Here is a 25,281-nt window from a genome sequence, read left to right as displayed (position 1 = left end):
GCCTCCGGCCACCGCCCTGCGGGGCCGGAGGCGACGCGGCATCGGCCACCGCAGCCCGGGCCCCGGAGGCGATGCGACATCGGTCACATCTCGTCCGGGAGACGGCCGTCGGGCAACCGGCCCAGCCCGCCGCCCATCTCTCCCCCCGACGCACCGTCGGTCACCGGCCGGTCACCCATATCCGAACTTTCGTAAAGAGATCACCTGAAAAGCCGTAAAAGGGATCCTTCTCCTTTACATGTACATGGTGAATGCATGAGGGTGGCGCACCGGGGCCCGACCAGCCCCCACGGCGCTCAACGGCGCTGTGTGCATGGGCGGTTGGCGCTCACGACCGCCCCCTGGAGCAAAGGAACTCTGTGCGCAGCCCCCATATACGCAGGCTGACCGTCGCCGTCACGGTGGCGACGGCGGCCACTTTCCCGGCCACCCCGGCGCTCGCCGACGCACCCGCCGCCGGGGCCACCGCGACCGCCTCGCCGGTCGACGCGGCCCGGGCCGCCGCGTTCGCCCACGCCTCCGCCACCGGTGTCACGCGGGGGGACACCTTGCAGGCGAAGGACGTCATGACCGACCCGGACGGTAAGCAGCACGTCCGTTTCCTCCGCAGCCATCAGGGCATGCCCGTCCTCGGCGGCGACCTGGTCGTCCATCTCGACCGGCGGGGCGGCTACCTGGGGGTGACCCGCGCCGCGGACCACGCCGTCAAGCCCGCCACCACCGCGGCGAAGCTGACCGCCGAAGAGGCCGAGCGCAAGGCCGCCGACGCCGCGCAGGGTGAGGCGGGCACCGCCGAGCTCGTGCTCGACGCCCGTGACGGCCACGCCGCGCTCGCCTACCAGGTGCGCGTCACGGACAGCCGCACCGCCGAGGCGGGCGGTTCCCGGACGGTCGTCGTGGACGCGCTGACCGGCCGGGTCCGCAGCGACACGCCCGACAACGACGAGTTCATCTCGCCCAGGCTGGGGGAGACCCTGCGCAAGCGGGGGGAGTCGGCGACCCCGGGGACCGACGGACAGGTGGCGCTGTCCGGCCTCACCGCCGCGCCGGCATCCGCGGCCGCCCACTACCCGTCGACCGCGAACGGCACCGGCACCTCCCTGTTCGTCGGCAAGGTGCCGCTGACCACCACCCGGACCGCCCGCACGAGCTACCTCCTCAAGGACCCGACCCGCTGGGGCACCGAGACCCGCGACGCCAAGGGCCGGGAGCTGGAGGTCTTCTCGCGCGGCACCGCACTGACCAGCACCACCGACGAGTGGGGCAACGGCGCCACCTCGAACCGCGCCACCGTCGCGGTCGACGCCCAGTACGGCATCACCAAGACGCTGGACTTCTACAAGAAGACCTTCGGCCGCAAGGGCATCAGGAACAACAGCACGGGCGCCCACGCGATGGTCCACTTCGGCAACAAGGTCGGCAACGCCTTCTGGGACTCCGACTGCGGCTGCATGCTGTACGGCGACGGGGACGGCAGGCTGTTCAAGAAGCCGCTCGTCGTCCTCGACGTCACCGGTCACGAGCTGACCCACGGCGTCGTCGACGCCACCGCCGGCCTCGAACCGACGCGCGTGGACCGCTATGGCCAGTACGGCGAGCCGGGCGCGCTCAACGAGTCGCTCGCGGACATCTTCGGCTCGGGCGTCGAGTTCGCCGCCAACAACCCGAAGAACCCGCCGAACTACCTGATGGGCGAGAAGCTCGGGCTGCGGCAGAAGTTCCTGCGGCGCCTCGACCACCCGTCCCTCGACAAGCTCGAGGGCACGGTCGACTACTGGTCGCCGCAGGTCTACGACACCGAGGTGCACGCCGGTTCCGGTGTCTCCTCGCACGCCTTCTACCTGCTGGCCGAGGGCAGCGGCAGGAAGACCATCGGCGGTGTGGCGTACGAGTCGCCGACCTACGACGGCTCGAAGGTGACCGGTATCGGCCGGGCGAAGGCCCTGGCGATCTTCTACCGGGCGCTCACCCGGTACATGGTCTCCACGACGGACTTCCATGACGCGCGCACCGCGACGCTGAAGGCCGCCACCGACATGTACGGCGCGAGCAGCACCGAGTACAAGACGGTCGACGCGGCATGGGCGGCCGTCAATGTGACGGACGCCGACGCCCCGTCCGACGGCCGCTGATCCGGCCCGGACACGCGGGGGCCCGCCGCCCGGCGGGCCCCCGCGCTCAGTGCTCCTTCTGCGGGGTCAGCTCACTGGGCCGTACGACCACATAGCCCTGGCCGTCCAGCTTGAGCTGGATCGCTTCCCCCGAACCCCCGCGCAGCATCGACCCGATGGACTGCGACCGGTGCAGCGCGGTCTGCAGCCGCGCGGTCCAGCCCACCACCGCGTCGGTGTCCACGTACACCGGCTGCTGCGGCGAGACCGGTATGACGAGCGGGTTGCCCTCGCAGACCAGCCCCAGCCGGCCATGCCCGGTGAACACGCTGTTGAACAGCCCGCCGCCACTGACGCCAGCACCCTTCACGGTCTGGATCCGGTAGGAGAGCGTCGCGTCGAAGCAGAGCACATTGCGCCCGTTGACCGTGAACTCGTCACCCTGCTCGACGTCCACGATGAAGCAGTTCTGCGCCTCATGCGCGAACCATGCCTCGCCCTGGCCGCGCACGGTCATCAGCGGCAGCCCCTCACCGGTGACGGCCCGCTTGAGCATTCCGCCCACGCCCTGGCCCTTGCGTTCGAACTGCAGGTTCCCGCGGTAGGCGACCATCGCGCCCTGCCGCGCGAACATCTCGCCGTCCACCACGTACCGGATGGACTTGGCGTTCTGCACGGACATGCCCGGCCGGTCGGCTGGCTGCACCATGTTGTCGCTGGAAAAGAGATCACCCTTCATGAGCGCATGGTGTCCCGGAAGATCACGTTCCGCCAAGGTCGACGATGTCCCGAAACAGCAACAGCCCCCTGAACACCCCGACTTCTGCGTTTCGGCCAGTGGCCGCCCCGCGGGAGGGGAACGATGTCCCGGGGGTCACGAAGCGAAGGACGGAAAGCGCATGACGGTGCTCGGGGTCGACATCGGTACGTCCAGCAGCAAAGGTGTGCTGGTCGGCGCGGACGGGACGGTGCTCGGCACGGCGGTGCGGCCGCATGCGGTCAGCCGGCCGAGGCCGGGCCATGTCGAGATGGACGCCGCCCTCTGGTGGGACGAGTTCGCCTCCCTGGCCCGCGAGCTGGTACCGCCCGGGACCGCCGTCGAGGCGGTCGGCGTCAGCGGCATGGGCCCGTGTGTGGCCCTCGCCGACGAGAACGACACACCGCTGCACCCGGCCATCCTGTACGGCGTCGACACCCGCGCCACCGCCCAGATCGCCCGGCTCGACGCCGAACTCGGCCCCGACGCAGTCCTCCAGCGCTGCGGATCCCTGCTGTCCACCCAGGCGGTGGGCCCCAAGATCGCCTGGCTCGCGGAGCACCGTCCCGGCATCACCGCCCGCGCCCGGCGGCTGTACATGCCCAGCTCCTATCTGGTGAACCGGCTCACCGGCGCCTATGTGCTCGACCACCACTCGGCGAGCCAGTCCGTACCGCTGTACGACTCCACCGCCCAGAAGTGGTACCGCCCCTGGGCGCGCCGGATCGCACCGGACCTCGAACTGCCGCCACTGCGCTGGCCCGGTGAGATCGCCGGGCGGGTCACCGCCGGCGCGGCGGCCGCCACCGGGCTCCCCGTCGGCATCCCGGTCGTCACCGGCACCGTCGACGCCTGGTCGGAGGCGCTGAGCGTCGGTGCCCAGCACACCGGCGACCTGATGCTCATGTATGGCAGCACCATGTTCCTGATCCACACCGTGGCGGAGCGGCTCCTGGTGCCGGAACTGTGGAGCACGGTCGGCGCGTTGCCCGGTACGCGCAGCCTCGCCGGCGGCATGGCCACCTCCGGGGTGATCACCGACTGGCTGCGGGAACTGTTCGGTGTCTCCGGGCACCGCGCCCTCCTCGCCGAGGCCGAGGCGTCCGGGGTCGGCGCGAAGGGCCTGCTGATGCTGCCCTACTTCGCGGGGGAGCGCACCCCGATCGCCGACCCGGACGCCCGGGGCGTGATCGCCGGACTGACCGTGGAGCACACCCGCGGCGATCTGTACCGCGCCGCTCTGGAGGCGACCGCCTTCGGGGTGCGGCACAACGCGGAGGCGATGCGCGCGGCCGGTGCCGACATCCGCCGGGTCGTCGCGGTGGGCGGGGGCACCCAGGGCGGTCTGTGGACGCGGATCGTCTCCGATGTCACGGGACTGGAGCAGGAGATCAGGGCCGTGACGCTCGGCGCGAGCTACGGGGCGGCCTTCCTGGCCGCGAACGCGGTCGGCGGGGCCGACATCGACCGCTGGAACCCGGTGCGCGAGCGCGTCCTGCCCGATGCCCGCCGGCAGTCCCGCTACGACGGTCTCTACGACCTCTACCTACGCCTGTACCCGGCGACCCGCGACATCGGCCACGCGCTCGCCCGTCGTCAGCGCGCCACGGCCGACGTCCCACGGGAGTGAGGACCGCCGTCGACGGTCCTCACGGGTGGGCCCGCCGGGTGGCGCCGGGCGGACCGGCTCAGCCCTTGATCTCCGTCCAGGCCTGCACCCACCGGGAGTACGGTACGCACTTGACGTTCGTCCGGCCGTCGAGACACTGCTCGATCGGAGTCGTCCAGAACGCGATGTCCTTCCAGTAGCTCTCGTCGGTGGCGTGGAAGGTGTCGCAGAACGCCGGGTCGCTGGTCTCGTCGCAGGACTTGATGTTGGCGGGCGCCTCGCCGTAGTACTCGGCCACCTGCGCGTTGACCTTGGGGGAGATGATCCAGTTCATCCATTTGTACGCGCAGTTGGGGTGCTTCGCCTTGGCGGACAGCATCCAGGTGTCGGACCATCCTGTGGCCCCCTCCTGCGGAAGGACCGCCTTGACCTTGGCGCCCTCGCCCCGGGCGAGGTTGGCGATGACCTGCCAGGTGGTGCCGATGACCGAGTCGCCGCTCTTGAAGGCGGAGATCTCCTTGAGGTACTCGTTCCAGTACTCGCCGACGTTGGGGCGCTGCTTCCTCAGCAGGTCGACGGCCTCGTCGAACTGGTGCTGGTCGAGCGCGTACGGATTCTGGATGCGCAGCCCCGGCCGGGTCTCGCGCAGATACAGCGCCGCGTCCGCGATGTAGATCGGTGAGTCGTACGCCGTGAGGTGCCCCTTGTACCGGGAGGCGTCGTCGAACACCGCGGACCAGGACGTGGGGGCGGGGGAGACCTCGCGCGTGTTGTACATCAGCAGATTGGCGCCCCGGCCGTGCGGAATGCCGTAGGCCGTGCCGTCGACGGAGTTCCAGCTCTGGTTCTTCAGCCCGAAGAAAACGTCCTTGTAGTTGGGCACCAGGTCGGTGTTCACCGGCGCCGCCTCGCCCGAGGCGATGAGCCTGAGGGAGGCGTCACCCGACGCGGAGACGGCGTCGTAGGCGCCCGACTTCATCAGCTTGACCATCTCGTCCGAACTGGCCGCCACCTTCGCGTGGACCTGGCACCCGGTCTGCTTCTCGAAAGGCGTCACCCAGTCGGCCTTCGGATCCGTGGAACCGTCCTCCACATACCCTGCCCAGGCGACCAGGTTCACCTGGCCTTCCGCGCGGCCGAGTTCCGACTGCGCCTTGAGATCCGGCGGGTTGAAGCCCGCCGAGGAGGACGCGCTCGACTCGGCGAACAGTCCGCAGCCGCCGATGAGCAGCAGCGAGCAGACGGCCGCGGTCGCTTTCAGGGATCTGTTCAGACGCACGGAAATCTCCACGGTGTGGGGGAGTGGGGGGAATCGGGGGCGGTTGTGTGGCGGCGGGTGACAGCGGATGCGCGGGGCGTGCAGCATGCGACCCGGACGAATGGCGCGGCCGTCCGGCCGCACACGGCATCCGGGGTGGGGGCGGCCGGCGTCGGTGACGGGGCGGCTCCGAGTGCCGCGGGTCGCGACGGCGGGCTCGGACGACACTCCTGGCCGGTGGGCGGACCGGCACGACCCGCCCGGGAGTCCGCCCCGAGGACGGGTTGGCTCCTTCGGGCGGACGGCGTGGCCAACACCCTACGGAGCGTCGCCATTCTGATCAACTTGCGTGTTTACAAGGCAAGTTGACGGACAGTCAAGGTGCGGTGAAGCGAGCCGGGCGTATACCGTCGCGGTCATGTCCGACCTCCCGCAGCAGCCCGGCGCCTCTCCGTGCCTTGTCCCCCAGGCCGTCCCTACGGGTCAGAGTCCCACCGCGAGAGACGGCGGTCGGCACACGGGTGCGGCCACGGCGACGCTCGACGCGGTCACCGAAGCCGGCGTGGCGGCCCAGGTGCGCCGCACCCTGGAAGCCGTCTTCGAGACCGTGGCCCGGGTCCGGGGCGACACCACGGCCCTGCTGACCCGGGTCGCCGCCGAGGGCCGTTCCCCGCTGACCGCCGACCTCGCCGCGCTGCGTCCCGGCCTCCACCGGGACCTTCTCCGGCGGGAACTGGTCTCCGGCGTCGGCTTTGTGGCGGCCCCGGGGCTGCTAGGCGACGTACCGGCGTGGCTGGAGTGGTGGCAGACCGGCTCCGACGGGGCCGTACGGCCGCTGCTGCTGGACCTCGACCCGCGGCAGTCGGCCTACTCCGACTACACCCACTGGGACTGGTTCACGCTGCCCCGGGACACCGGCCGCCGCGCCGTCGCCGGACCGTATGTCGACTACCTCTGCTCCGACGAGTACAGCCTCACGCTGTCCGCGCCGGTCCAGGTGGCGGGCCGGTTCGCCGGGGTCGCCGCGGCCGACGTCTATCTGAGGCACTTCGAGGCGGCCGTGATGCCGCTGCTCAGGAAGCTGCCCCGGGCGGCACACCTGGTCAACGCCCGCGGCCGGGTTGCGGCCTCGGCCGACCCGGCGCATCTGGTCGGCTCGCTCACCAAGGGCCCCGACTTCGGCGCGGTGCTCACCGGGGCGCGGCCCGGCCGCCACGAGGGACTGCGGCTCGTCCCGTGCGACGACGTCCCGCTCGTCCTCGTCGTCGCGGACGGCTGACCCGGCCACGGCCACCCTCGCGGCCGGCCACGGCTCGCTGCGCCGGACCTTCGGGCTCGGCGCGGCCCTCGCCGGCCTGGGCTGGTTCGCTGCCCGGCCGCTTCCTGTCCCGCCCCTCCTCCCGGCGCCTGCTGGACGCCCTGGTCGCGGTGACGGTGATCACTACCGGTGGCCTGCTGATCGCCGGGGCCTGAACCCGCGCCCGGCCGGCCGGAGGACCCCCGGCGGCCGGGCCGGAGGCCGATCGGTGATAGTGAACCGGGAATCATCAGATGTTCGAGGCAGCTGGGAAGTCCGTGGACACGAGCGACAGTACGACCGGCAACGAAGCAGCGGCGCAGGACGACGGGCAGGACGGGGCGGGAGCGAAGGGGCGGGGATGGCGCCGCTGGGCGATGGACACCCGGCCGCTGCGCCGTCCCGCCTATCGCCGCCTGTGGACCTCGACGATCGTCACGGGCGTCGGCAGCCAGCTCACCGCGGTCGCGGTGCCCAAGCAGATCTACGACATCACGGACTCCTCCGCGTGGGTGGGCTACGCGAGCCTGGCGGGCCTTCTGCCGCTCGCGGTGTTCGCCCTGTGGGGCGGGGCGATCGCCGACAGCATGGACCGCCGCAGGCTGCTTCTGCTCACCAACACCGGTCTCGCGGTCACGTCCGTGCTCTTCTGGGTCCAGGCCGCCATCGGACTGGACTCGGTGTTCGTGCTGATGGCACTGCTCGCCCTCCAGCAGGCCTTCTTCGGCCTCAACTCCCCGGCCCGCAACGCCTCCATCGCCCGACTGGTGCCGGCGGAGGAACTCCCCGCGGCGAACGCGCTCGGCTCCACCGTCATGCAGACCGGCCTGGTCGCGGGTCCGCTCCTGGCGGGTGTGCTGATCCCGGTGATCGGCCTGTCCGAGCTGTATCTGATCGATGCACTGGCGCTGTGCGTGACGGTGTGGGCCGTTGTGCGGCTCCCCGCGCTGCCGCCCCGGACGACGGGGGAGAGGAGCAGCTCCGGCTGGCAGGCGATAGCCGACGGCTTCCGCTACATGTCGCTGCACAAGGTGCTGCTGCTGTCCTTTCTCGCCGACATCATCGCCATGGTGCTCGGGATGCCGCGGGCGCTGTTTCCGCAGCTCGCCGCCCGCACCTACGCCGCCTACGGGGAGGGGCTCGCGCTCGGACTGCTGTTCGCGGCCATTCCGATCGGCGCGGTGCTGGGCGGTCTGATGTCCGGCACGTTCTCCCGCGCCCGCCGCCACGGCCTCATGGTCATCCTGTCGGTGATCGCCTGGGGCGTGGCCATCACCGGCCTCGGACTGACCACCAACCTCTGGGTGGCCGTGGCCTTCCTCGCCGCCGCCGGAGTGGCCGACATGGTCTCGATGGTCTTCCGCGGGGCCATTCTGCTGTCGGCCGCCACCGACGAGATGCGGGGCCGGATGCAGGGCGTGTTCACGGTCGTCGTCGCAGGGGGCCCGCGTCTCGCGGACGTCCTGCACGGCACGGTCGGCTCGGCCCTCGGTGTCCGCGCGGCCATCGACGGCGGCGGCCTGCTGGTCGTCCTCGCCATCCTCGTCCTCGCCGTCGCGACCCCGGCCCTGCGCGACTACCGGATCTGACACCCGGCATTCCACCGGGGAAATACGGCTTTCGCGCGCCCGGCGGATTTGCCGGGCGCGCGACGGCCGTAGGTGCGGGGGAAATTCCCGGGGGAGGGCGAACTCCATTCAGCGGGAGTATGGTCACATTATGAATGCGATGAGCTATGTACTGCTGGCGGTATCGCAGGAACAGGTCAACGTGTTCCTCGCCTTCATCGGCGGCCTGGTCGTCGCCGGAGCGCTGATCTGGGCCGTACGGATCGGTATGGCCGTACGAGACCGGGAACCGGAGCCCCCAGGCCCCGAAGAGCAGCCCCACCTGCCCGACGGTGGCCCGGTCCTCGAGGAGCGGGAGGTCCGGGAACCGGAAGAGATGCCGCAAGCCGCGCAGGAGAGCGAACGGCTCATGCCGTACCAGCTCCATCACGCGGCGAGCAAACGCTGCGACGATCAGCATCGCAAGCGCTGGCTTCCCGGTTCCAGCGGTGCGTTCGGCAGCGGCGGCCCGGGCCACGTCTGAGCCGCCCACCACCCACCCGGCACGGGCCCGGTGTGTGTCCTTGCGGCACGGAAGCGGCGGAGTCCGGGGCCGCCCGGACGGCGCCGGTCACGGCAGCTCCGCCGCCGACTCCTCCGGCGTCAGATCCGGACGCATCCGCAGCCACGACGGCTGTCTGAGCAGGCCGGACCGGGTGCGCGTGCTGTAGCGGACCTCGCCCACGAGTCTCGGCAGCACCCAGCGTGCCCCCGGCACCCGGGGGTCCCGGTCGAAGGGGCACACCCGTGACTCCACGGCCTCCAGCATCCGGGCGAGTTCCACCCGCTCCGCCTCGCTCCAGCCCGTTCCCACCCGGCCCACATAGCGCAACCGCCCCTCCGCCCGCTGCCCCACCAGCAGCGCCCCGGGCAGTCCCGACAGCCGGCCCTGGCCGGGCAGCCAGCCGCCGACGATCACATCCACGGCCCGCACGTTGCGGATCTTGATCCAGGACCGGGACCGCACCCCGGGCTCGTAGACCGAGTCCAGCCGCTTGCACACCAGCCCCTCCAGACCGCTCTCCCGGGTCGCCTCGAGGGCCTGGGCGCCGTGGCCCACGATCGCGCCCGGCGTCGACCAGTGCGGACCGGCCAGCCCGAGCGCCTCCAGCTCCCGCCGCCGCCGCGCGTAGGGGAGCCGGGTGAGGTCGTGCCGCAGGAACATCACGTCGAACAGCACCAGATGCACGGGCGTCTGCGCCGCGCGGCGCGCCGCCAGCGCCGGAGAGTGGGCGAGCCCCATCCGGGACTGAAGCCGCTGGAAGTCCCCCCGCCCCCGCTCGTCCGGTGCCACCACCTCCCCGTCCAGCACCGCGGGTGTCGCGCCGAGGACACCCCCCAGCGGACGCAGTTCGGGGTAGGCCCCCGTGATGATCTCCCCCGACCGGGCCCGCAGTCCCAGGCTGCCGTCGCCGGGCAGATAGACCACCGCTCGCTGGCCGTCCTGCTTGGTCTCGTACGCCCACTTCTCGTCCTGCCGGGCGGGCGGCAGGACACCGGGAGTGGCGAGCATGGGGGCGATCAGCGGAAGTCTCACGGGTCAGTTGTGGACGCCGCCGGGCACCGTCACGCGTCCCGGCCCGGCGTTTTCCCCTGAACGGCGCCCGAGCTACGCCGGTGCGGCCTGAGCGATCAGCTCCTGCAACCGCAGCCCCCGCCGGACGTCCAGCTCGCCGGACACCCCGGTGCGCACGGCGGTGGCGAACTCGCGGCGCAGCACCGGCCAGGCCTCCTCGTAGTCGAGGCCGGCGGTGTCGTACACCAGCGGAGGCCGCGGTCCGAACAGCTCGACACGGGTGCCACCCCCCGGGACGTCCACCGAGCCGGACAGCGAGCACTGGCTGATCGCCCCGGTGGTGTGCTCGCACGTCAGCTCGAGCCAGCGGCGGGGGTCGCCCATACCGCGTATCCGCGCGACGGGACCGACCGCCGCCTCCAGCAGATCGAGCAGATGCGGCCCCACATCGAGCAGCGCGCCGTGCTCCAGGCGCCACGGGGTCGCGAAGTCGCCGCCCAGGAAGGCGCCGCTCAGTCCGCTGGAGCGCGCGCCGGCGACCTCCGTCTCCCGTGCGGCGGCCAGGAACCGGCGGGCCGCCGGGTGATAGCGGTTGGACAGGACGAGCTGGGAGACGACCCCCGCCTCCCCGACCGCGTCCGCGAGCCGCCGCGCCGAGGCCGGATCCTGTCCGAGCGGCTTCTCCAGCAGCAGGGCCCGGCCCGCCCCCGCGGCCCGCACGGCCAGTTCGGCCTGGACCGCCGGAGGCACCGAGAAGGCCACCGCCTCGCAGGAGTCCAGGAGTTCCTCGAACCGGTCGGTGGCCTTCGCGCCGTAGGGGGCCGCGGTCTCGCGGGCCGCCTCCTCGCGGCGCGCCCATACCGCCGTCAAGCGGGTCTCGGGGCCGGCCGCGAGCACCCGTGCGTGCACGGCACGTGCCCAGGGCCCCGCCCCGACGAGACCCACCCGCAGGGGCTCCCCGGTCCACGGCGGCAACAGGTCTGTCATGGCACGAACTCCATCACGTTTCCACGGGCTTGACCACAACCGCCCGCCGGAGCGGAGCAACAGGGCCCGGCGGCAGGGAACTTGACCGAACACAGGTGATTCCGGAGCCAGGCCGCACCCTAAGCTGACGGCCGTTGATCATCCGCCCCTCCACAGGAGTCACCGTGACGCCACCCCGTCGGCACACCCCCAGACGCAGCACCGTCCTGCCCCGGCAGGCCGTCGCAGGAACGGTCCCCGTCGCCCTCGCCGCGCTGCTCGCCGCCGCGGGCCCCGCCGCGGCCGGCACCGTGGGCTCGGCCGGGGCGGGCGACCCGTACTTTCCGCGCGAGGGCAACGGCGGCTACGACGTGAGCCATTACGACCTGACCCTCGGCTACGCCCCGGGCAGCGGCCACCTCGACGGCCGGGCCGTCCTGCGCGCCCGGGCCACCCAGCGCCTCACCCGCTTCGACCTCGACCTCAAGGGCCTGAAGGTCACCATGGTCACCGTCGACCATGTGAAGGCGTCCTTCCGCCGCGACGGGCAGGAACTCGTGGTCTCCCCGAGGCACGCGCTGCGCAAGGGCCAGGACTTCCGTGTCGCCGTCGGCTACCAGGGCACGCCCAAGCCGGTCACCGACCCCGACGGTTCGCTCGACGGCTGGATCCCCACCGACGACGGCGCCTTCGTGGCGGGCGAGCCGCAGGGCGCCATGACCTGGTTCCCCGTGAACGGCCACCCCCGGGACAAGGCGTCGTACGACATCACCATCACGGTCCCGCAAGGCCGTACCGCCGTCTCCAACGGCGTCCTGGTCAGCCGGAGGACCGCTAACGGGCACACCACGTTCCACTGGCGCCAGTCCGAGCCGATGGCCGCGTATCTGGCCACGGCGACCGTGGGGAAGTTCGACGTCGAGCAGTACACCACCCGGGACGGCATCAGGATCTTCAACGCCGTCGACCCGCGCGTGGCGTCCGCCGCCGCCCCCGTACTCAAGAAGCTGCCCTCCGTCCTCGCCTGGGAGAGCAAGCTCTTCGGCCCCTATCCCTTCCGCGCGGGCGGAGCCATCGTCGACAAGGCCACCAACGTCGGCTACGCCCTCGAGACGCAGACCCGCCCGGTCTACGACCGGGCGCCCGACGTCAGCACCCTGGTGCACGAGAGCGCCCACCAGTGGTTCGGCGATTCGGTCAGCCTGACCCGCTGGCAGGACATATGGCTCAACGAGGGCTTCGCCACGTATGCCGAGTGGCTCTACAGCGAGCAGCACGGAGGCACGACGGCACAGCAGACCTTCGACTCGCTCTACGCCCGCCCGGCGAGCGACGACCTGTGGGCCTTCCCGCCCGCCGACCCGGGCAGTGGGGCCCATCTCTTCGACACGCCCGTCTACGCCCGGGGCGCCATGGCCCTGCACCGGCTGCGCACGACCGTCGGCGACCGGGTCTTCTTCCGCATCCTGCGCACCTGGGCGGCCGGCCACCGCGGCGGCCACGGGACCACGGCCCAGTTCGTCCGGCTCTCGGAGCGCCTGTCGGGCAAGGACCTCGGCGCGCTGTTCCACACCTGGATCGGCACGGCGGGCAAGCCGTCCGCGTCCTGACCCGGAGCTCCGAAGAAGACATCCGAACAAGACAGGCGTCGCGAGCCGGGCGCCTGTTCCGCCCGGAGCTCTCAGGGCCGCCGGAAGATCGTGATCGAGTGTCCGACGTCGTCGATCGCCCTGCTGCCGCGGATCAGCCGCTTCAGCGGACCCTGCGCCTTGGCGATCGACGAGTCGGACACGACGAGCAGCCCGTGCACCCGGTCCGGCGGCACCTCGAGCGGGTCACGGCCGTGGATGCCGTACCAGGAGGGCTCGCCGCTGCCCTTGTAGACCAGCCACACCTCCCGCTCCCGCGGATAGCGCTCGCGCAGCCGATCGGCCAGCCGCCCGAGGTCCTGGCCCCAGTCGACGTTCGAGTCGTGGAGCCTCAGATGGGTCTGCGCCGGACCGCCGAAGGCCTCATTGGAGTACGGCAGGTAGTACGGGTACGTGCGCAGCGAACTGACCGCGACGAACGCGACCAGCACCGCCGTCACGGCGTACGCCCCCCGCCGCCGCAGCGTGGGCACGCAGGCGGCCGCGACGGCCAGGAACACCGGTATGAACAGCGCGTATCGCACCCCGAGGTCACGTGAGCCCTGCATGGCCGCCGCCAGCAGCACCGCCGGCACCACCAGCACATACGGCACGGCGGCGCGCAGCGGGGGCAGCGCCGCCATGGCCCCGGCCCCGACAAGCCACAGCGCCAGCATGCCCAGCGGTGTCTTCACCAGGAGCGCGGCCGGCAGGTAGTACCACAGCGCGCCGGTGTAGACATGGCCGAACAGATAGCCGTGCCAGGTCGCGTTCTCGAAGCCGAACTGGATCCGCATCCCGTCGCGGTAGGCGTCGGGGAACGGCAGGCAGTCGATCAGCAGGCCCCTCGGTCCGTGCACCGCCGGTACGTTCGCCGGTGTCGTCCACCGCAGCCGGGGGTCCACGGCCAGATACACGGCCCATACGACGGCGACCAGCACCAGTGCGACACCGCCGGCCGCCGCCAGGGCGTGTGCCGCGCGCCGCCACCGGGGAACGGTGCTCGCCGTAGCCCGCCAGTACGACCAGGCGGCCAGCGCCAGCAGCACGGGCACCGCGGGCAGGGTGCTCATCTTCGTGGCGACGGCGGCACCCGTCGCCAGGCCGGCGAGGAGCAGATACGGCAGCGGCCGGCGCCGGGCGCGCCACAGCATCCACGCCGCGGTCACCACGAACCCCGCGGCGGGCAGGTCGAGGGTGGCCAGCGAACCGTTGGTGATCAGATCGGGGGAGAACGTGTACAGGGCGAGCGCCACCAGTGCGCCCACCCGTCCCACGAGATCGCGGGCGAAGCCGAAGACGACCAGGGCGGACAGCAGCGTCACGACGATCACCGGGAGCCGGGCCCAGAACATCACCCGCCAGGGGTCGTTGCCGGACTCGTACAGCAGCCGCCGCCCCAACTGCCCCTGGTCGCCGTGGAAGCCGGGTTTCAGACGCGGATGCGCGAACACCGTGCCGGCCGCGACGATGAGCTTGCCGAGCGGCGGGTGCTCCGGGTTGAACCGCAGGCTGTGCTCGCGGACGTACACCACCGCCGTGCCCACGTAGACGGGCTCGTCGATGGTGGGCGTCTGCCGCACGGCGGTGGTCACCATCGCCACGGCCATCTGCGCCAGCAGCGCGACCACCAGCAGTGCGAGCAGCGGCCGCCGGTGGCGCCGCAGCCGCTCCCAGCGGCCGCCGCCCCGCCGAGCGTCGGCCGGCGCCGCACCGGGGACCGCCGCGCTCCCGTCGTCGGCTGTGAGGAGCGACCGCTGTTCGTACGTCATCATGTCCTCTGCTACGTCGCAACGGCAGGACCTTGCTCAACGGCGCACGGGTTACGGCCGGCCTCGTGTCACGCGCGCCGGAAGGGCAAGGCGGAACAGCGGAGTCGCCGGGCCGTTCAGGGCCGGGCGTACTCCTGCCGCACGGTGGAGGCGAGGTGGGCGAGGGCCTCCTCGGCCCGCGTGCGGTCGGCGTCGTCGAGCGCGGCGAGCGCGTCGGCCGCGGCCTCCCGCACCGGCCGGGGCACTTCGTCCAGCGCGGCCATGCGATAGGCGACCGTACGCCGCGCGGCCCGCTCCTCGGGGGCGACCCCCGCGGGCCCCGAGCGCGGGAAGACCGCGGCCTCGTACACGGCGATGTGCAGGAGCACGCCGTGGGCTATCCCCTCGGCGTAGCCGCGCGCCCCGGCCTGCCGACGGGCCGCCGCGAAGTGCGCCAGCGCCCTCCGGCGCAGGAGGAAGGTGGTGAGCGCGGTCACCGCACCGGCGCCCGTCGCGGCGACGAGGGCGATCCGCGCCCCGCCGAAGAGCGCACCGAGGAGGGCGCCGCTCGCGGTGGTCAGACAGACCAGCCCGGTGACGAGCAGACGCAGTGCGCGGGCGGGCGTGATCGGGGCCATGACGTGCAGTGTGCCAGCCGCCGGCCCGGCCCCCGCCGGAACCCCGGTCACGGTCCGCCGCGGGCGGCGGCCGGCGTGATGTGCGACACGTGCGCGACGGCCCCCCACGGATCCCGCGGGGGATCCTTGCTGCGCATCGCTTGATCGGTGATCAAGAGGGGAAAATCCGCTGGCCACGCAGTGTTCTCCGCATTTGACACTTTGTTGCGCGCGCGGATAGGAAACAAGGCGCGGAAGTGGAGAGGTGGACTGTGCGCGAGCCCCATGTGATCGGTGACTGGCAGGAATGCTCGGACGAGCATGCCGGTCTGCGTATTCGCGTGCACCGCCTGGAAAAGGCGGAGCCGCCGCGCGGGCGGGACGACGCCGCCGAGGGATTGACGTATTTCCGCTTCCGGGTGACCGTCGAAAACCGCGGCGGGGACGTCGTCGGCATCCATCTCGAAGACGGTCAACTCGACGTCCGCACCGGCCCCGACGGGGAGAGCGCGTTCCTCGACTGGCGCAACTCGCAGTTCATCGAGGGCTTCGATCTTTATCCGCTGCGCCGGGCGACCGCGGTGCTGTATGCCGCCGCCCCGGAGTCCTGCCTGCCTCTCGTCGACATTCAGGTGCAGGTGAAGGCCGGCGATGAATGGGCCGACCGGTATCTGTGGTCCGGTGATCTGAGCGCGCCGGACGGTATGCCGGGATCGGGTGCCCGTCCCGACGGGGCGTCGGAGATCCTGGCCGGACAGATCAGCACGTTCCTGCGCGAGCAGGCGGAACGAGGGCCGGGCTGAGCCCGGCGCGCCGGGGCTATTCGCCACGGTGGCGCCAGTACCACACGGCACCGGCCACAAGGGCGATCAGGAAGACGAGCGGCACGATCAGGCCGGGGATGCGGGCCGGGCTCATGGTGCCGCCCGGAAAGCGGGGCGGTGGTGCGCAGGTGCGGTCTTTCCCATGGCCGTGATGGTGCCCTGCCCGGGGCCTGGTAGCCACGGTCCCGGCGTCCGGAATTCCGTACGAGATCACCCCCGCCCCGGGCGGCGGGCCCGCGGTCACTCGCGGTAGACGGTGAGCACGGCGCCGTTGACCTCGATGCGCCGAGGAGTGGGGCCCTCGCCGCGGCGCAGCATGGCGAGGCACTGGTCGAACAGCCCGAGTTCGTCCTCGCTCAGCACGGCCGCCGCGAGGTCGAGCAGTTCACCGATGGCCGTGTCGGTGAGGTCGGCCGGCAGCTCGCCGGACAGCAGGACCACGGATTCTCCCGTCGGCCCTTTGACGATGGCGGTGGCGGGGCCGCCGTGTACGAAGAGCAAAGTTCCCCCCAGTCGGCCCGGGGCGTGCGGCTCATGGGTCCCGGGCAGGAGGAGAGACTAGCGGCGGATCATGGGCCTTTGGGCGGGAGTGGCTACTTTTTGCGGAAGTGGCAGGCGAGGTGCGCAACCGTCGCGCTTGCCGCCGTCTGCGGTCAGGAGGCGTCCGGAGCGCGGTTCAGCAGCGACTCGACCAGCGCCGCGACATGGCGGCGGTCCTCGGCGGACAGCCGCTGGACGCTGGCGATGAGCACGTCGACCTCGGGGTCGCCGGGGGCGTCGGAGACGGGCGCGGGTTCGCCGGCCGGGGCGTAGAGGTGGATGCCGCACGCCTCCGCGGCGGCCTGACGGATGGTCCCCAAGGGCAGTCCGAGACCCTGGGCCAGCCCTTCGAGGGTGGCCGGCTGGGGCATACGGGCCATGTGCTCGGTCGTGGCCAGGTGGTGGACCGTGGAGCGGGGGATGCCTCCGCGACGGGCGACGTCGCCGTACGACCAGCGCTCGTGGTCCAGCCGGTCGCGGATGATCTGCTGCAGTGCGTTGGCCACCGATGGTCACTTCCTGCTCGCCGCCGGGCGGAACTCTTCCGTGTCGGATCATTCTAGGGGCGACTTGGGTGAGTGACGGAAGGTGTTCTCCCGAACCGCTTGCGTCACATCGGTCGCGGGCCCTAGTGTCCAATCTCGTTGGACAGCCCGTCCGACGGAGTTGGACACGGTCCGGGGGGACCTGACCGTGTCCGACGGAAACACCACAAGAACCCTGAGGGGGAATCGATCATGATGGATCCTCGTGAGCTGGACGCCGAGTCCGCGGAGCTGCTGCCGGGCCGTGAGGCGCTGGGTCGCCTGAAGTTCAGCTTCGGCAAGACGGTGAACGTCACCAAGCACGTCGCCAACGTCTCCGCGCACAACGAGTCGGCCGCGCTCAACGACCACTCCGTGTGGTCGGTGGCGGAGTCGGGTGCCGCCCAGTCCATCAACATCGGCCAGTGATCGGGTGCCGCACGGGCCGGCGCCCCGGCGCCGTGCGGCACCCGGTACCGCCGCGGCGACGCATCACCACACACCTTCGCCCGCCGCGGCGGTACCCCCATCCGGCTTCGTCGTCTGACGACACGTCACCACCTCTCGCCGGGCGGTGCCTTGATCCGCCCGGCTCCCATCAAGCCTGTCAACGAAGGTCTTTCGGAAAGGACACGCCATGAGCATGGACGCCTACGAGCTGGACGCCGAGTCCGCGGAGCTGCTGCCGGGCCGTGAGGCGCTGGGTCGCCTGAAGTTCAGCTTCGGCAAGACGGTGAACGTCACCAAGCACGTCGCCAACGTCTCCGCGCACAACGAGTCGGCCGCGCTCAACGACCACTCCGCGTGGTCGGTCGCCGAGTCCCAGGCCACCCAGTCGATCAACATCAAGCAGTAACCCCCGTACACCGAGGGCAATTCCGGCGGACCGCGCACGGGGCAGGCGCGGTCCGCCCTTGGGGGGAGGAAAGGCGCATATGACGTTGCTGGGGGACAACACCGCGGCACTGTACGACACCGGCCCCGTACCCGGGCCCGGGGGAATGCCGGTGACCTACGAGCAGGCCACCGGGGGGAACCCGACCGTCGTCGGCTTCGAGAATCCGCTGGTGCCGCGGCTCAGCGCCGGACTGCAACTGCACGGCGAGTATCAGGGATCGGGATTCACCGAGCCCAAGTACATCGCCCGTCGGGGGGACGGGCAGGTCGTGCAGCTGTCCCGGCTGCTGCACCTGGTGGCGTCGTCGGTCGACGGCCACCGCGACATCGAGACGATCGCCCACCGGGTCAGCGCCCGGTTCGGACGCGAGGTCAGCGCGGAGAACATCCGCTATCTGATCGAGAACAAGCTGGACCCCCTCGGGGTGACGGTCCCCGAGGGTCAGGAGGACGACCAGGTCTCCGCGCCCCGGTCCGACCTGCTCCTCGCCCTCAAGGGCCACCGCGTCCTGTTCAGCGAGCGACGGGTGGCGAAGATCGCCCGGGCCCTGGCCTGGCTGCACCGCCCCCTGGTGGTGGTGGCCGTGCTCGCGGGCATCGCCATGCTGGACGTCTGGCTGTTCGTGTTCTTCGGCGCGATCACGCCCGTGCTCGAAGTGCTGGACCAGCCGGTGCTGCTGCTCGTGGTCTTCGTGCTGACCGTGGCGTCCCTGGTCTTCCACGAGTTCGGCCACGCCTCGGCCTGCCGCTACGGCGGCGCCCGGCCCGGCTGCATCGGCTGCGGCCTGTTCCTCATCTGGCCCTCGATGTACACGGACGTCACCGACGTCTACCGCATCGGGCGGGCCGGCCGGCTGCGCACCGACCTCGGCGGCGTCTACTTCAACGTCGTCTTCATGCTGGCCATGGCCGGCGCCTACGCCGTGAGCGGCCAGGCATTCTTCCTGGCCGCCGTCTATCTCGGGCACTTCGAGATCCTCGAGCAGCTCATGCCGGCCGTGCGCCTGGACGGCTACTACATCCTCGGCGACCTCGCCGGGGTGCCCGACCTCTACGGCAAGATCCAGCCGATCCTGCTGAGCCTGGTCCCCGGGGCCAAGGGACGCACGGCCCGCGCCGAGGTCGCCGCGCTCAAGAAGTCGGCCCGTGCCATCGTCGCCACCTGGGTGCTGACGATGGTGCCCCTGCTGGTCGGCGAGCTGGGCTACGCGCTGTGGAACCTGCCCCGCATCACCACCACGATGGTCCGCTCGCTGACCGAGCAGGTCCTCGGCACCGGCGGCGCCTTCGTGCACGGGCAGATCGCGGCGGGGCTGATGGGCGTGGTCGGCTGCGTCATGCTGCTGTGCCCCATGGCGGGCGTGGTCTATCTGTCGGTGAAACTCGGCGGACGCCTGTGGCGGGGCGCCGCGAAGTCGACGGCCGGACGGCCGGGACTCAGGCTGGCGCTGTGCGGGGTGCTCCTGGTCGGGCTGGGCGGTCTCAGCTACGCGTGGGTCTCCGGTCTGACGCCGGAGCCGCTGCCGAAGAGGCCTCCGATCGCCCCGATCCTGCAACCCGGTGTGTCGACCTCGGCCCCGCCCGCGCGGGTCGCGACGCCATCGGACCGGAAGCACGCCACGCCGTCGGCCACGGCCACCGGCGTGCCCTCCGGCACGGTGTCCCCGAGTGTCTCGGCCCCTCCCTCCGCCTCGGAGAGCCCGTCCGACTCCGCGAGTCCCGGACCCAGCGCCTCCGATTCGCCGTCCGCAGCCCCCGGCGGCAAACCGACGGGCAGCCCCGCCACGAGCGGCCCCTCGGTCTCCGTTCCCGCGGATCCCGGCTCCGCCCCGCCGTCCACGCCGCCCTCCACGGCCGGCACTCCGTCCGCGTCGGTGAGTGCGAGCGAGCAGCCCTCCGCGGCGCCCACGCCCACCGCTTCCTGAACACCCCGGGCCAGTGCCCCGGGGGTCGCGGACCGGCCCCGGGCGCGGGGCCGGTCCCCGCCGCCGGCCGGGAGTGCCGTGCACCCCGGTCCGCGGCGCTCCGTCCGTCGACACCACTCCAGCAGGAGACCCAAGTGAACCAGCACCGCAAACCACGCACGCCGTCAGCCTTCACCCAACGCGCCGTCCGTGTCGGACTGTTCGCCGCGGGCGCGGCCGGAATCGCGACCGCGGTTCCCGCGCAGGCGGCCACGGGAACACCGCAGCACACCGCGGTGGTCACCGACCAGACCTTCAGCCGCGCCGACTTCCATCACCACACGCAGGCCCGGGACTCCTTCACCGTGCGCCAGTTCGGCACGGTCAACGCCGCGACCGTGCGCAACCAGGCCAACGCGGTCGGGGTGGGCTGCTCGGTCGACGACCACTGCCGCTCGGTCGCCCTGTCCTTCCAGATCGTCACGATGGCTGGTGAGCACACCCATCTGACGGCCCTGAACCGCGGCGACGCGGTCAACAACCACTGCGACGGCTGTCAGACCCTCGCCGGCGCCTATCAGTTCGTGGTCTCCACGCCACGCCCACTCTCCCTGGACCAGCAGACCAGGCGGCGCCTCGACGACATCCACCGCCGACTGGACGCCCTGACCCGCTCGACGCTTCCGGCCACCGACCTGAAGCAGCGGGCCGACGCCCTGGCCGCCGAGGTGAACACCGTGCTCAACGACGCGGTCGCGAGGGCCCCCAAGGGCGCCGAGCGGCCCACCGTCACGCTCCATCGCCACCTGGACGGCTGGCCCGCCCACTGACCGGGCCGGCCCGGCCCGCCGTCCCCGGAAGGGCCCGGGGCGGCGGGCCATCGCACGTTCACCCGGCGGCCGTACGGCAGGACGGGGTGAACGATTGGCCGGAGATGGCCGTTCCGGTCTGGTGGCGCAGTACATACGATGCGGTCGTTCCCGGTCTTCACAGCTCGTTCACAGGCCGGGTGATGCGCCCGCCTGGCTTGGCATGCACATGACCGAACAGGCTCTGTACCTGATCCAACGCACCTGGTCCGCGACGGTCCCGCCTGCCCGCGGGGCCGCACCCCCCAATACCCGGCGGTCTCCCGCCGCCGGAGAACCGATGCAACGGATGGGAGAACCATGGCTGGTGGACCGTTCCTCGGCGGCGCGATCGCCGCGCTCCTCGCCACCGCATTCCCCGTACAGGACCCGTCGGGCGGATTCACCGACCCGCCCCCGGACAGGATCGTGATCAAGGTCGCCACGGTGAACGGATCCGGCTGCCCCCAGGGCACCGCGGCGGTCGCCGTCTCGCCGGACAACACCGCCTTCACGGTGACGTACAGCGACTACCTCGCCCAGGTCGGCGGGAACGCCGATCCCACCGCGTTCCGCAAGAACTGTCAGCTCAACCTGATCGTGCATGTGCCGCAGGGCTTCACGTACGCCATCGCCAGCGCGGACTACCGGGGCTTCGCCTCCCTCCAGCGCGGGGCCGGCAGCACCGAGAAGGCCTCGTACTACTTCCAGGGCTCGTCGAGCACGGCGGCGCTCACCCACCCGTTCTCCGGCCCGTACAACGACAACTGGCAGGCCACGGACACCACGGACTGGGCGCAGCTCGTGTGGGCGCCCTGCGGCGTGCAGCGCAACTTCAACATCAACACCGAACTGCGGGTCAACGCCGGGACGTCGGCGCACGGCAGCACCAGCTTCATGACGATGGACTCGACCGACGGTGACCTCAGCACCATCTACCACCTGGCCTGGAAGGAGTGTCCCGCCTCCTGATCCCCTGCACACCCCTGTCACCGGCTTCGTCGCACCGGAGCCGGTGACACCGGCGCGTGACGCTCCTCCGGCCGCGGCCCCGGCGGTGCCAACCACCGTCGCCCTGCGCCACAAGACCGTGTGGGGCCTGGTCACCGTCAAGGTTCGCCTGGCCCCTCACCAGAGGGCCCGCAGGGTCGTTCAGGGCCTGCGGCCATGAAAGGTGCGGCGCAGGTCGCTCACCCAGGCGTCGGGGTTCTCCCAGGGGATGAAGTGGCCACCGTGGTCGTGGGCGTTGACGTTGACATGGTTGAACCACTCGGCTTGCGGGCCGGTCTTGAATGCCCGGACGCGCTCGTTGGCGGTGTGGATGCCGGGCGGGTTCTCGTACGTGACGAAGGTGAGGCCGACCGGGGCCTGCACGACCGGGGTGCGGTCGTGGGCGGGGGCCCACGGGTGGCGGTTGGCATTGGCGTAGTAACGCATCGACGTGGCGATGGAGTTGTTCACCCAGTAGATCGTGGCGTGGGTGAGCAGGTCGTCCTTGGCGAAGACGGACTCGACGTCGCCGCCGTTGTCGCTCCAGGCGTTCCAGCGCTCCAGCAGCCAGGCGAGCAGTCCGGCGGGTGAGTCGCTCAGCCCGTGGGCCAGGGTGGCGCCGTCGAGCATGTGCACGGCGAGGTGGGACGCCCAGCGGTGGTCCAGCTCGATGATGCGGGCGCGGACGTCGGCGGGCTGGTCGTTGGTGAGGGGCCGGTTCCGGGCGAAGTCCCAGGCGCGGTGGCCGGTGAAGAAGTCGAGCGGCAGCCCGGAGCCGATGTGGATGCCGTACAGCTCGTCGGCGTACTTGTGGCCGAGCTGGCTGGAGACGATCCCGCCGATGTCGCAGCCCCCGGCGGCGTACTTCTCGTATCCCAGGGTCTCGGTCATCAGGGTGTGCCAGAGGTCGGAGACCTTCCAGAAGTTGACGTCCGGAAAGCCGGTGAGCGGCCCGGGGAAACCGAAGCCGGGCAGGGACGGCACGATGACGTCGAACGCGTCGGCGGGGTCACCGCCGAACGCGGCCGGGTCGGCGAGCGGGTCGATCACCTTGGACCAGTGCCAGAACGTCCACGGCCAGCCGTGGGTGAGGATCAACGGGATCGGGCGCGGGCCGCGGCCGGGCTTGCGCATGAAGTGCACTGGGACACCGGCGACGCTCACCTGGTAGTGCTCGTAGGCGTTGATGGCGGCCTCGGCCTTGCGCCAGTCGTAGGCGTCCCGCCAGTAGGCGACCAGCTCACGGAGATAGCTGTCCGGGACGCCGTAGGACCAGTCCCCATTCCCCTCGTCCAGCGGCGGCCGGGTCAATGTGAGACGGGTGCGCAGATCATCGAGGACCTTGTCGGGCACGTGGATCGGGGTGGGTTCCAGGGGGAAGGCGTGCGGGGTGGTCATGGCGTGGTTCCTTACCGGGTCGGGGGCGGTGTCGTCGGCCTGTTGGGTGGTTGGGCGGCGGTACCGCGCCATTTCAAGGCGTGCTGACAGCGACGCGGCGAGTGCCTGCCGGTGGTGGGGGGCGAGCCGGCCGGCCAGGGCCGCCAGGCGACCGATGCGCTCCTTTCGCCGCGACTCGACCACCTCGGCACCGGCGCGGACTCTCAACGGCTCTGACGATAGGACGTTTCCCCATCCGCCCCGGGCGCCGTTGCGTAGGTGGTCGCTCGTGAAGCACCCGGCCGCGCGGCAACCCGAACGGGCCCGGACCGCTCGGAAGCGAGCGGTCCGGGCCCGTGGGTGTGCGGCGCGCGGCCGAAGCGGCCGGCCGTCAGGCCCGGTGGGCCCGCAGCGCGGCCAGCGCGCGGTCGGCGTGCGCACTCATCCGCAGTTCGCTGCGCACCACCTCGAGGACCGTGCGGTCCTCGCCGATGACGAAGGTGACGCGCTTGGTGGGGGCGAGGGAGAAGCCACGCCTGACGCCGAAGCGCTCGCGAACCGTCCCGTCCTCGTCCGACAGCAGCGGGAAGCCCAGGGTGTGACGCCCGGCGAACTCCCGCTGCCGGTCCACCGCGTCACCGCTGATGCCGACCGGCCGTGCCCCGACGGCCGCGAACTCGGCCGCCAGGTCCCGGAAGTGGCACGCCTCGGCGGTGCAGCCCGCCGAGAGGGCGGCCGGATAGAAGAACAGCACGACCGGCCCCTCGGCGAGGAGTTCGGACAGCCGGCGCGGTGTGCCGGTCTCGTCCGGCAGGGCGAAGTCCTCGACCCTGGCTCCCACCTCGACGCGATCCGTCATGCCCGCTCCTCCGCGTTCTTCGCGACGCCACGCGCCCACAGCACCAGCGGCACCTGGAGCGGGAGCCGGGCCAGCGCCGCGGCCCGCAGGGGTGCGGGACGGTCGCGCCAGTCCACGGCCATCTGTACGTTCGCCGGCAGCACGCCGACGAAGAAGGCCGCCGCCGCCCGCGCGGCCCTACGGCGTGTCCGGGGCAGCGCCACCCCGGCCGCCAGCGCCAGTTCGGCCGCGCCGCTGGCATAGGTCCAGGCCCGGGCCGCGCCCGGTAGCGCACGCGGGACGATCGCGTCGAACTGCCGCGGCGCGACGAAGTGGCTGACGCCCGCGGTGGCCAGCAGGCCCGCGAGCAACAGGGATGAGCGTTCCGACCGTGACACCGTTCCTCCTCCAGGCCTGTCGAGGCGCATATTACTGCACGGTACGACGCCGGCCGCCGCGGTCCGGGAGCGGAGGGCGGCCCGTGAACCGCCGGTGTCCTACATCGAAGGGCTGGCACCGGGAATCCTCCCTTCCCTAGGATGGGAGGCCCGTCGAGCCGGTCCTGACGGCACGGCATGGATCTGGGGGAACGATGCAGCCAGGCAGGCAGTTGTCCACGTCCATCGACGCCACGGTGCCGACGGCCGCCCGTATGTACGACCACTATCTGGGCGGCAAGGACAACTACGCCGTCGACCGGGCGGCCTGCGAGGAGCTGGACAAGGTCGTTCCCAGCACACGGGCGCTCGCACTGAACAACCGCAGATTCCTTCAGCGCGTCGTGCGGACCCTCGCGACGGAGTACGGCATCCGGCAGTTCCTCGACCACGGATCCGGTCTGCCCACGCAGGACAACGTCCACCAGGTCGCACAGCGGGTCGACCCCGGCACCCATGTGGTGTACGTGGACAACGACCCGATGGTTCTGGTCCACGGCCGGGCCCTGCTGGAGCAGGACGAGCGCACCACGGTCATCCAGGCGGACATGCGGGACACCGAGGCCATTTTCTCCCACCCCGACACCCGGCGCCTGATCGACTTCTCACGGCCGGTGGCCGTGCTCTTCAACTCGGTGATGCACTGCATTCCGGACAGCGAGACCGACGGGCCGCCCGCCCTGGTCCGCCGGGTGACCGAGCGCCTCGTGCCCGGCAGCTGCCTGGTCATGTGCCAGTTGGTCAGCGAGGACGCCGAAGTCCGGGACTTCGTCACCGGTTTCATGGACCAGGCCACACAGGGGCACTGGGGACGCGTACGCCAGGAGAAGGACGTCGCGGCCTGGTTCGAGGGGATGGACATCCTCGAACCGGGCCTGGTGGAGGTGTCCACCTGGCGGCCGGACAGCGAAGTGGCACCGCGCCAACTCACTCAGGAGTGGATCGAGTTCGGGGGAGTGGGGCGGCTTCGCTGACCCGGCCGCTC

The 25,281-nt window shown here is 71.6% G+C and carries 24 protein-coding genes; 13 read left to right on the top strand and 11 right to left on the bottom strand.

The window, feature by feature from the left end:
• Positions 1–359: 359 nt before the first annotated feature.
• Complete coding sequence (locus ACIP94_RS19490; RefSeq protein WP_402426645.1) at positions 360–2,132, top strand: M4 family metallopeptidase; 1,773 nt, start codon at positions 360–362, stop codon at positions 2,130–2,132.
• 46 nt (positions 2,133–2,178) lie between these two features.
• Here the strand turns inward: ACIP94_RS19490 and ACIP94_RS19485 are convergent, their stop codons facing one another.
• The gene (locus ACIP94_RS19485) at positions 2,179–2,850 is read right to left on the bottom strand and encodes an AIM24 family protein (RefSeq protein WP_402426643.1); all 672 of its coding nucleotides are present in this window, start codon (positions 2,848–2,850) and stop codon (positions 2,179–2,181) included.
• Between the two features lie 160 nt (positions 2,851–3,010).
• Between ACIP94_RS19485 and ACIP94_RS19480 the strand changes: the two genes are divergently transcribed.
• Positions 3,011–4,498, top strand: coding sequence for an FGGY-family carbohydrate kinase (locus ACIP94_RS19480; protein ID WP_402426641.1), 1,488 nt, complete (start codon positions 3,011–3,013; stop codon positions 4,496–4,498).
• A 58-nt stretch (positions 4,499–4,556) separates the two neighbouring features.
• On the opposite strand, the gene ACIP94_RS19475 is transcribed toward ACIP94_RS19480, so the two are convergent.
• The gene (locus ACIP94_RS19475) at positions 4,557–5,756 is read right to left on the bottom strand and encodes an ABC transporter substrate-binding protein (protein ID WP_402426639.1); all 1,200 of its coding nucleotides are present in this window, start codon (positions 5,754–5,756) and stop codon (positions 4,557–4,559) included.
• Positions 5,757–6,153: 397 nt separating this feature from the next.
• Between ACIP94_RS19475 and ACIP94_RS19470 the strand changes: the two genes are divergently transcribed.
• The 3 genes from ACIP94_RS19470 (at position 6,154) to ACIP94_RS19460 (ending at position 9,123) form a co-directional block, all read left to right on the top strand.
• The gene (locus tag ACIP94_RS19470; protein ID WP_402426637.1) at positions 6,154–7,014 is read left to right on the top strand and encodes a cache domain-containing protein; all 861 of its coding nucleotides are present in this window, start codon (positions 6,154–6,156) and stop codon (positions 7,012–7,014) included.
• A gap of 296 nt (positions 7,015–7,310) precedes the next feature.
• Complete coding sequence (locus ACIP94_RS19465; RefSeq protein WP_402426881.1) at positions 7,311–8,621, top strand: MFS transporter; 1,311 nt, start codon at positions 7,311–7,313, stop codon at positions 8,619–8,621.
• 130 nt (positions 8,622–8,751) lie between these two features.
• On the top strand, positions 8,752–9,123 hold the full coding sequence (locus tag ACIP94_RS19460; protein WP_402426635.1) for a DUF6479 family protein: 372 nt from the start codon (positions 8,752–8,754) through the stop codon (positions 9,121–9,123).
• An 87-nt stretch (positions 9,124–9,210) separates the two neighbouring features.
• Here ACIP94_RS19460 and ACIP94_RS19455 read toward each other — a convergent pair whose 3' ends face one another.
• Positions 9,211–10,176 carry an ATP-dependent DNA ligase gene (locus ACIP94_RS19455; protein ID WP_402426633.1) on the bottom strand — a complete coding sequence of 322 codons (966 nt, stop codon included), beginning with the start codon at positions 10,174–10,176 and terminating at the stop codon, positions 9,211–9,213.
• Positions 10,177–10,248: 72 nt separating this feature from the next.
• Positions 10,249–11,142, bottom strand: a complete 894-nt coding sequence (locus tag ACIP94_RS19450; RefSeq protein WP_402426631.1) for a Gfo/Idh/MocA family protein — start codon at positions 11,140–11,142, stop codon at positions 10,249–10,251.
• A gap of 164 nt (positions 11,143–11,306) precedes the next feature.
• Here ACIP94_RS19450 and ACIP94_RS19445 point away from each other — a divergent pair, with 164 nt between their 5' ends.
• A complete protein-coding gene (locus tag ACIP94_RS19445; protein ID WP_402426629.1) occupies positions 11,307–12,731 on the top strand; it encodes a M1 family metallopeptidase in 1,425 nt (474 codons plus the stop codon).
• Positions 12,732–12,802: 71 nt separating this feature from the next.
• On the opposite strand, the gene ACIP94_RS19440 is transcribed toward ACIP94_RS19445, so the two are convergent.
• Together ACIP94_RS19440 and ACIP94_RS19435 are read right to left on the bottom strand one after the other, a co-directional pair.
• Positions 12,803–14,524 carry an ArnT family glycosyltransferase gene (locus ACIP94_RS19440; protein ID WP_402426627.1) on the bottom strand — a complete coding sequence of 574 codons (1,722 nt, stop codon included), beginning with the start codon at positions 14,522–14,524 and terminating at the stop codon, positions 12,803–12,805.
• A 113-nt stretch (positions 14,525–14,637) separates the two neighbouring features.
• The gene (locus ACIP94_RS19435) at positions 14,638–15,138 is read right to left on the bottom strand and encodes a hypothetical protein (RefSeq protein ID WP_402426625.1); all 501 of its coding nucleotides are present in this window, start codon (positions 15,136–15,138) and stop codon (positions 14,638–14,640) included.
• A 251-nt stretch (positions 15,139–15,389) separates the two neighbouring features.
• Here ACIP94_RS19435 and ACIP94_RS19430 point away from each other — a divergent pair, with 251 nt between their 5' ends.
• Positions 15,390–15,920 (top strand): hypothetical protein, encoded by a 531-nt coding sequence (locus ACIP94_RS19430; RefSeq protein WP_402426623.1) that lies wholly within the window; start codon positions 15,390–15,392, stop codon positions 15,918–15,920.
• A 261-nt stretch (positions 15,921–16,181) separates the two neighbouring features.
• On the opposite strand, the gene ACIP94_RS19425 is transcribed toward ACIP94_RS19430, so the two are convergent.
• Positions 16,182–16,442 (bottom strand): hypothetical protein, encoded by a 261-nt coding sequence (locus ACIP94_RS19425; RefSeq protein ID WP_402426621.1) that lies wholly within the window; start codon positions 16,440–16,442, stop codon positions 16,182–16,184.
• A gap of 152 nt (positions 16,443–16,594) precedes the next feature.
• Entirely contained in the window at positions 16,595–16,987 is a 393-nt protein-coding gene (locus tag ACIP94_RS19420) for a helix-turn-helix domain-containing protein (RefSeq protein ID WP_402426619.1), read from the bottom strand.
• 234 nt (positions 16,988–17,221) lie between these two features.
• Between ACIP94_RS19420 and ACIP94_RS19415 the strand changes: the two genes are divergently transcribed.
• The 5 genes from ACIP94_RS19415 (at position 17,222) to ACIP94_RS19395 (ending at position 21,626) form a co-directional block, all read left to right on the top strand.
• Positions 17,222–17,434 (top strand): hypothetical protein, encoded by a 213-nt coding sequence (locus ACIP94_RS19415; RefSeq protein ID WP_402426878.1) that lies wholly within the window; start codon positions 17,222–17,224, stop codon positions 17,432–17,434.
• Positions 17,435–17,642: 208 nt separating this feature from the next.
• A complete protein-coding gene (locus ACIP94_RS19410) occupies positions 17,643–17,861 on the top strand; it encodes a hypothetical protein (protein ID WP_402426617.1) in 219 nt (72 codons plus the stop codon).
• A gap of 79 nt (positions 17,862–17,940) precedes the next feature.
• Positions 17,941–19,827: a hypothetical protein gene (locus ACIP94_RS19405; RefSeq protein WP_402426615.1), complete on the top strand. Its 1,887-nt coding sequence runs from the start codon at positions 17,941–17,943 to the stop codon at positions 19,825–19,827.
• A 134-nt stretch (positions 19,828–19,961) separates the two neighbouring features.
• A complete protein-coding gene (locus ACIP94_RS19400; RefSeq protein ID WP_402426613.1) occupies positions 19,962–20,636 on the top strand; it encodes a hypothetical protein in 675 nt (224 codons plus the stop codon).
• Between the two features lie 339 nt (positions 20,637–20,975).
• Positions 20,976–21,626, top strand: a complete 651-nt coding sequence (locus ACIP94_RS19395) for a DUF4360 domain-containing protein (RefSeq protein WP_402426612.1) — start codon at positions 20,976–20,978, stop codon at positions 21,624–21,626.
• A 180-nt stretch (positions 21,627–21,806) separates the two neighbouring features.
• On the opposite strand, the gene ACIP94_RS19390 is transcribed toward ACIP94_RS19395, so the two are convergent.
• From ACIP94_RS19390 to ACIP94_RS19380, 3 genes are all read right to left on the bottom strand, one after another.
• Positions 21,807–23,042 (bottom strand): epoxide hydrolase family protein, encoded by a 1,236-nt coding sequence (locus tag ACIP94_RS19390; protein ID WP_402426610.1) that lies wholly within the window; start codon positions 23,040–23,042, stop codon positions 21,807–21,809.
• Between the two features lie 370 nt (positions 23,043–23,412).
• Positions 23,413–23,880 carry a peroxiredoxin gene (locus ACIP94_RS19385; protein ID WP_402426608.1) on the bottom strand — a complete coding sequence of 156 codons (468 nt, stop codon included), beginning with the start codon at positions 23,878–23,880 and terminating at the stop codon, positions 23,413–23,415.
• On the bottom strand, positions 23,877–24,257 hold the full coding sequence (locus ACIP94_RS19380) for a hypothetical protein (protein ID WP_402426606.1): 381 nt from the start codon (positions 24,255–24,257) through the stop codon (positions 23,877–23,879). Before ACIP94_RS19380 ends, ACIP94_RS19385 begins: the two co-directional genes overlap by 4 nt.
• Before the next feature lie 194 nt (positions 24,258–24,451).
• Between ACIP94_RS19380 and ACIP94_RS19375 the strand changes: the two genes are divergently transcribed.
• On the top strand, positions 24,452–25,270 hold the full coding sequence (locus ACIP94_RS19375; protein ID WP_402426604.1) for an SAM-dependent methyltransferase: 819 nt from the start codon (positions 24,452–24,454) through the stop codon (positions 25,268–25,270).
• Positions 25,271–25,281: the final 11 nt, after the last annotated feature.

Source organism: Streptomyces sp. NPDC093261 (genome assembly GCF_044753645.1).
Lineage (GTDB): Bacteria > Actinomycetota > Actinomycetes > Streptomycetales > Streptomycetaceae > Streptomyces.
The sequence above is the reverse complement of the archived record's forward strand: the minus strand, read 5'-3'. Positions and strand labels throughout refer to the sequence as shown.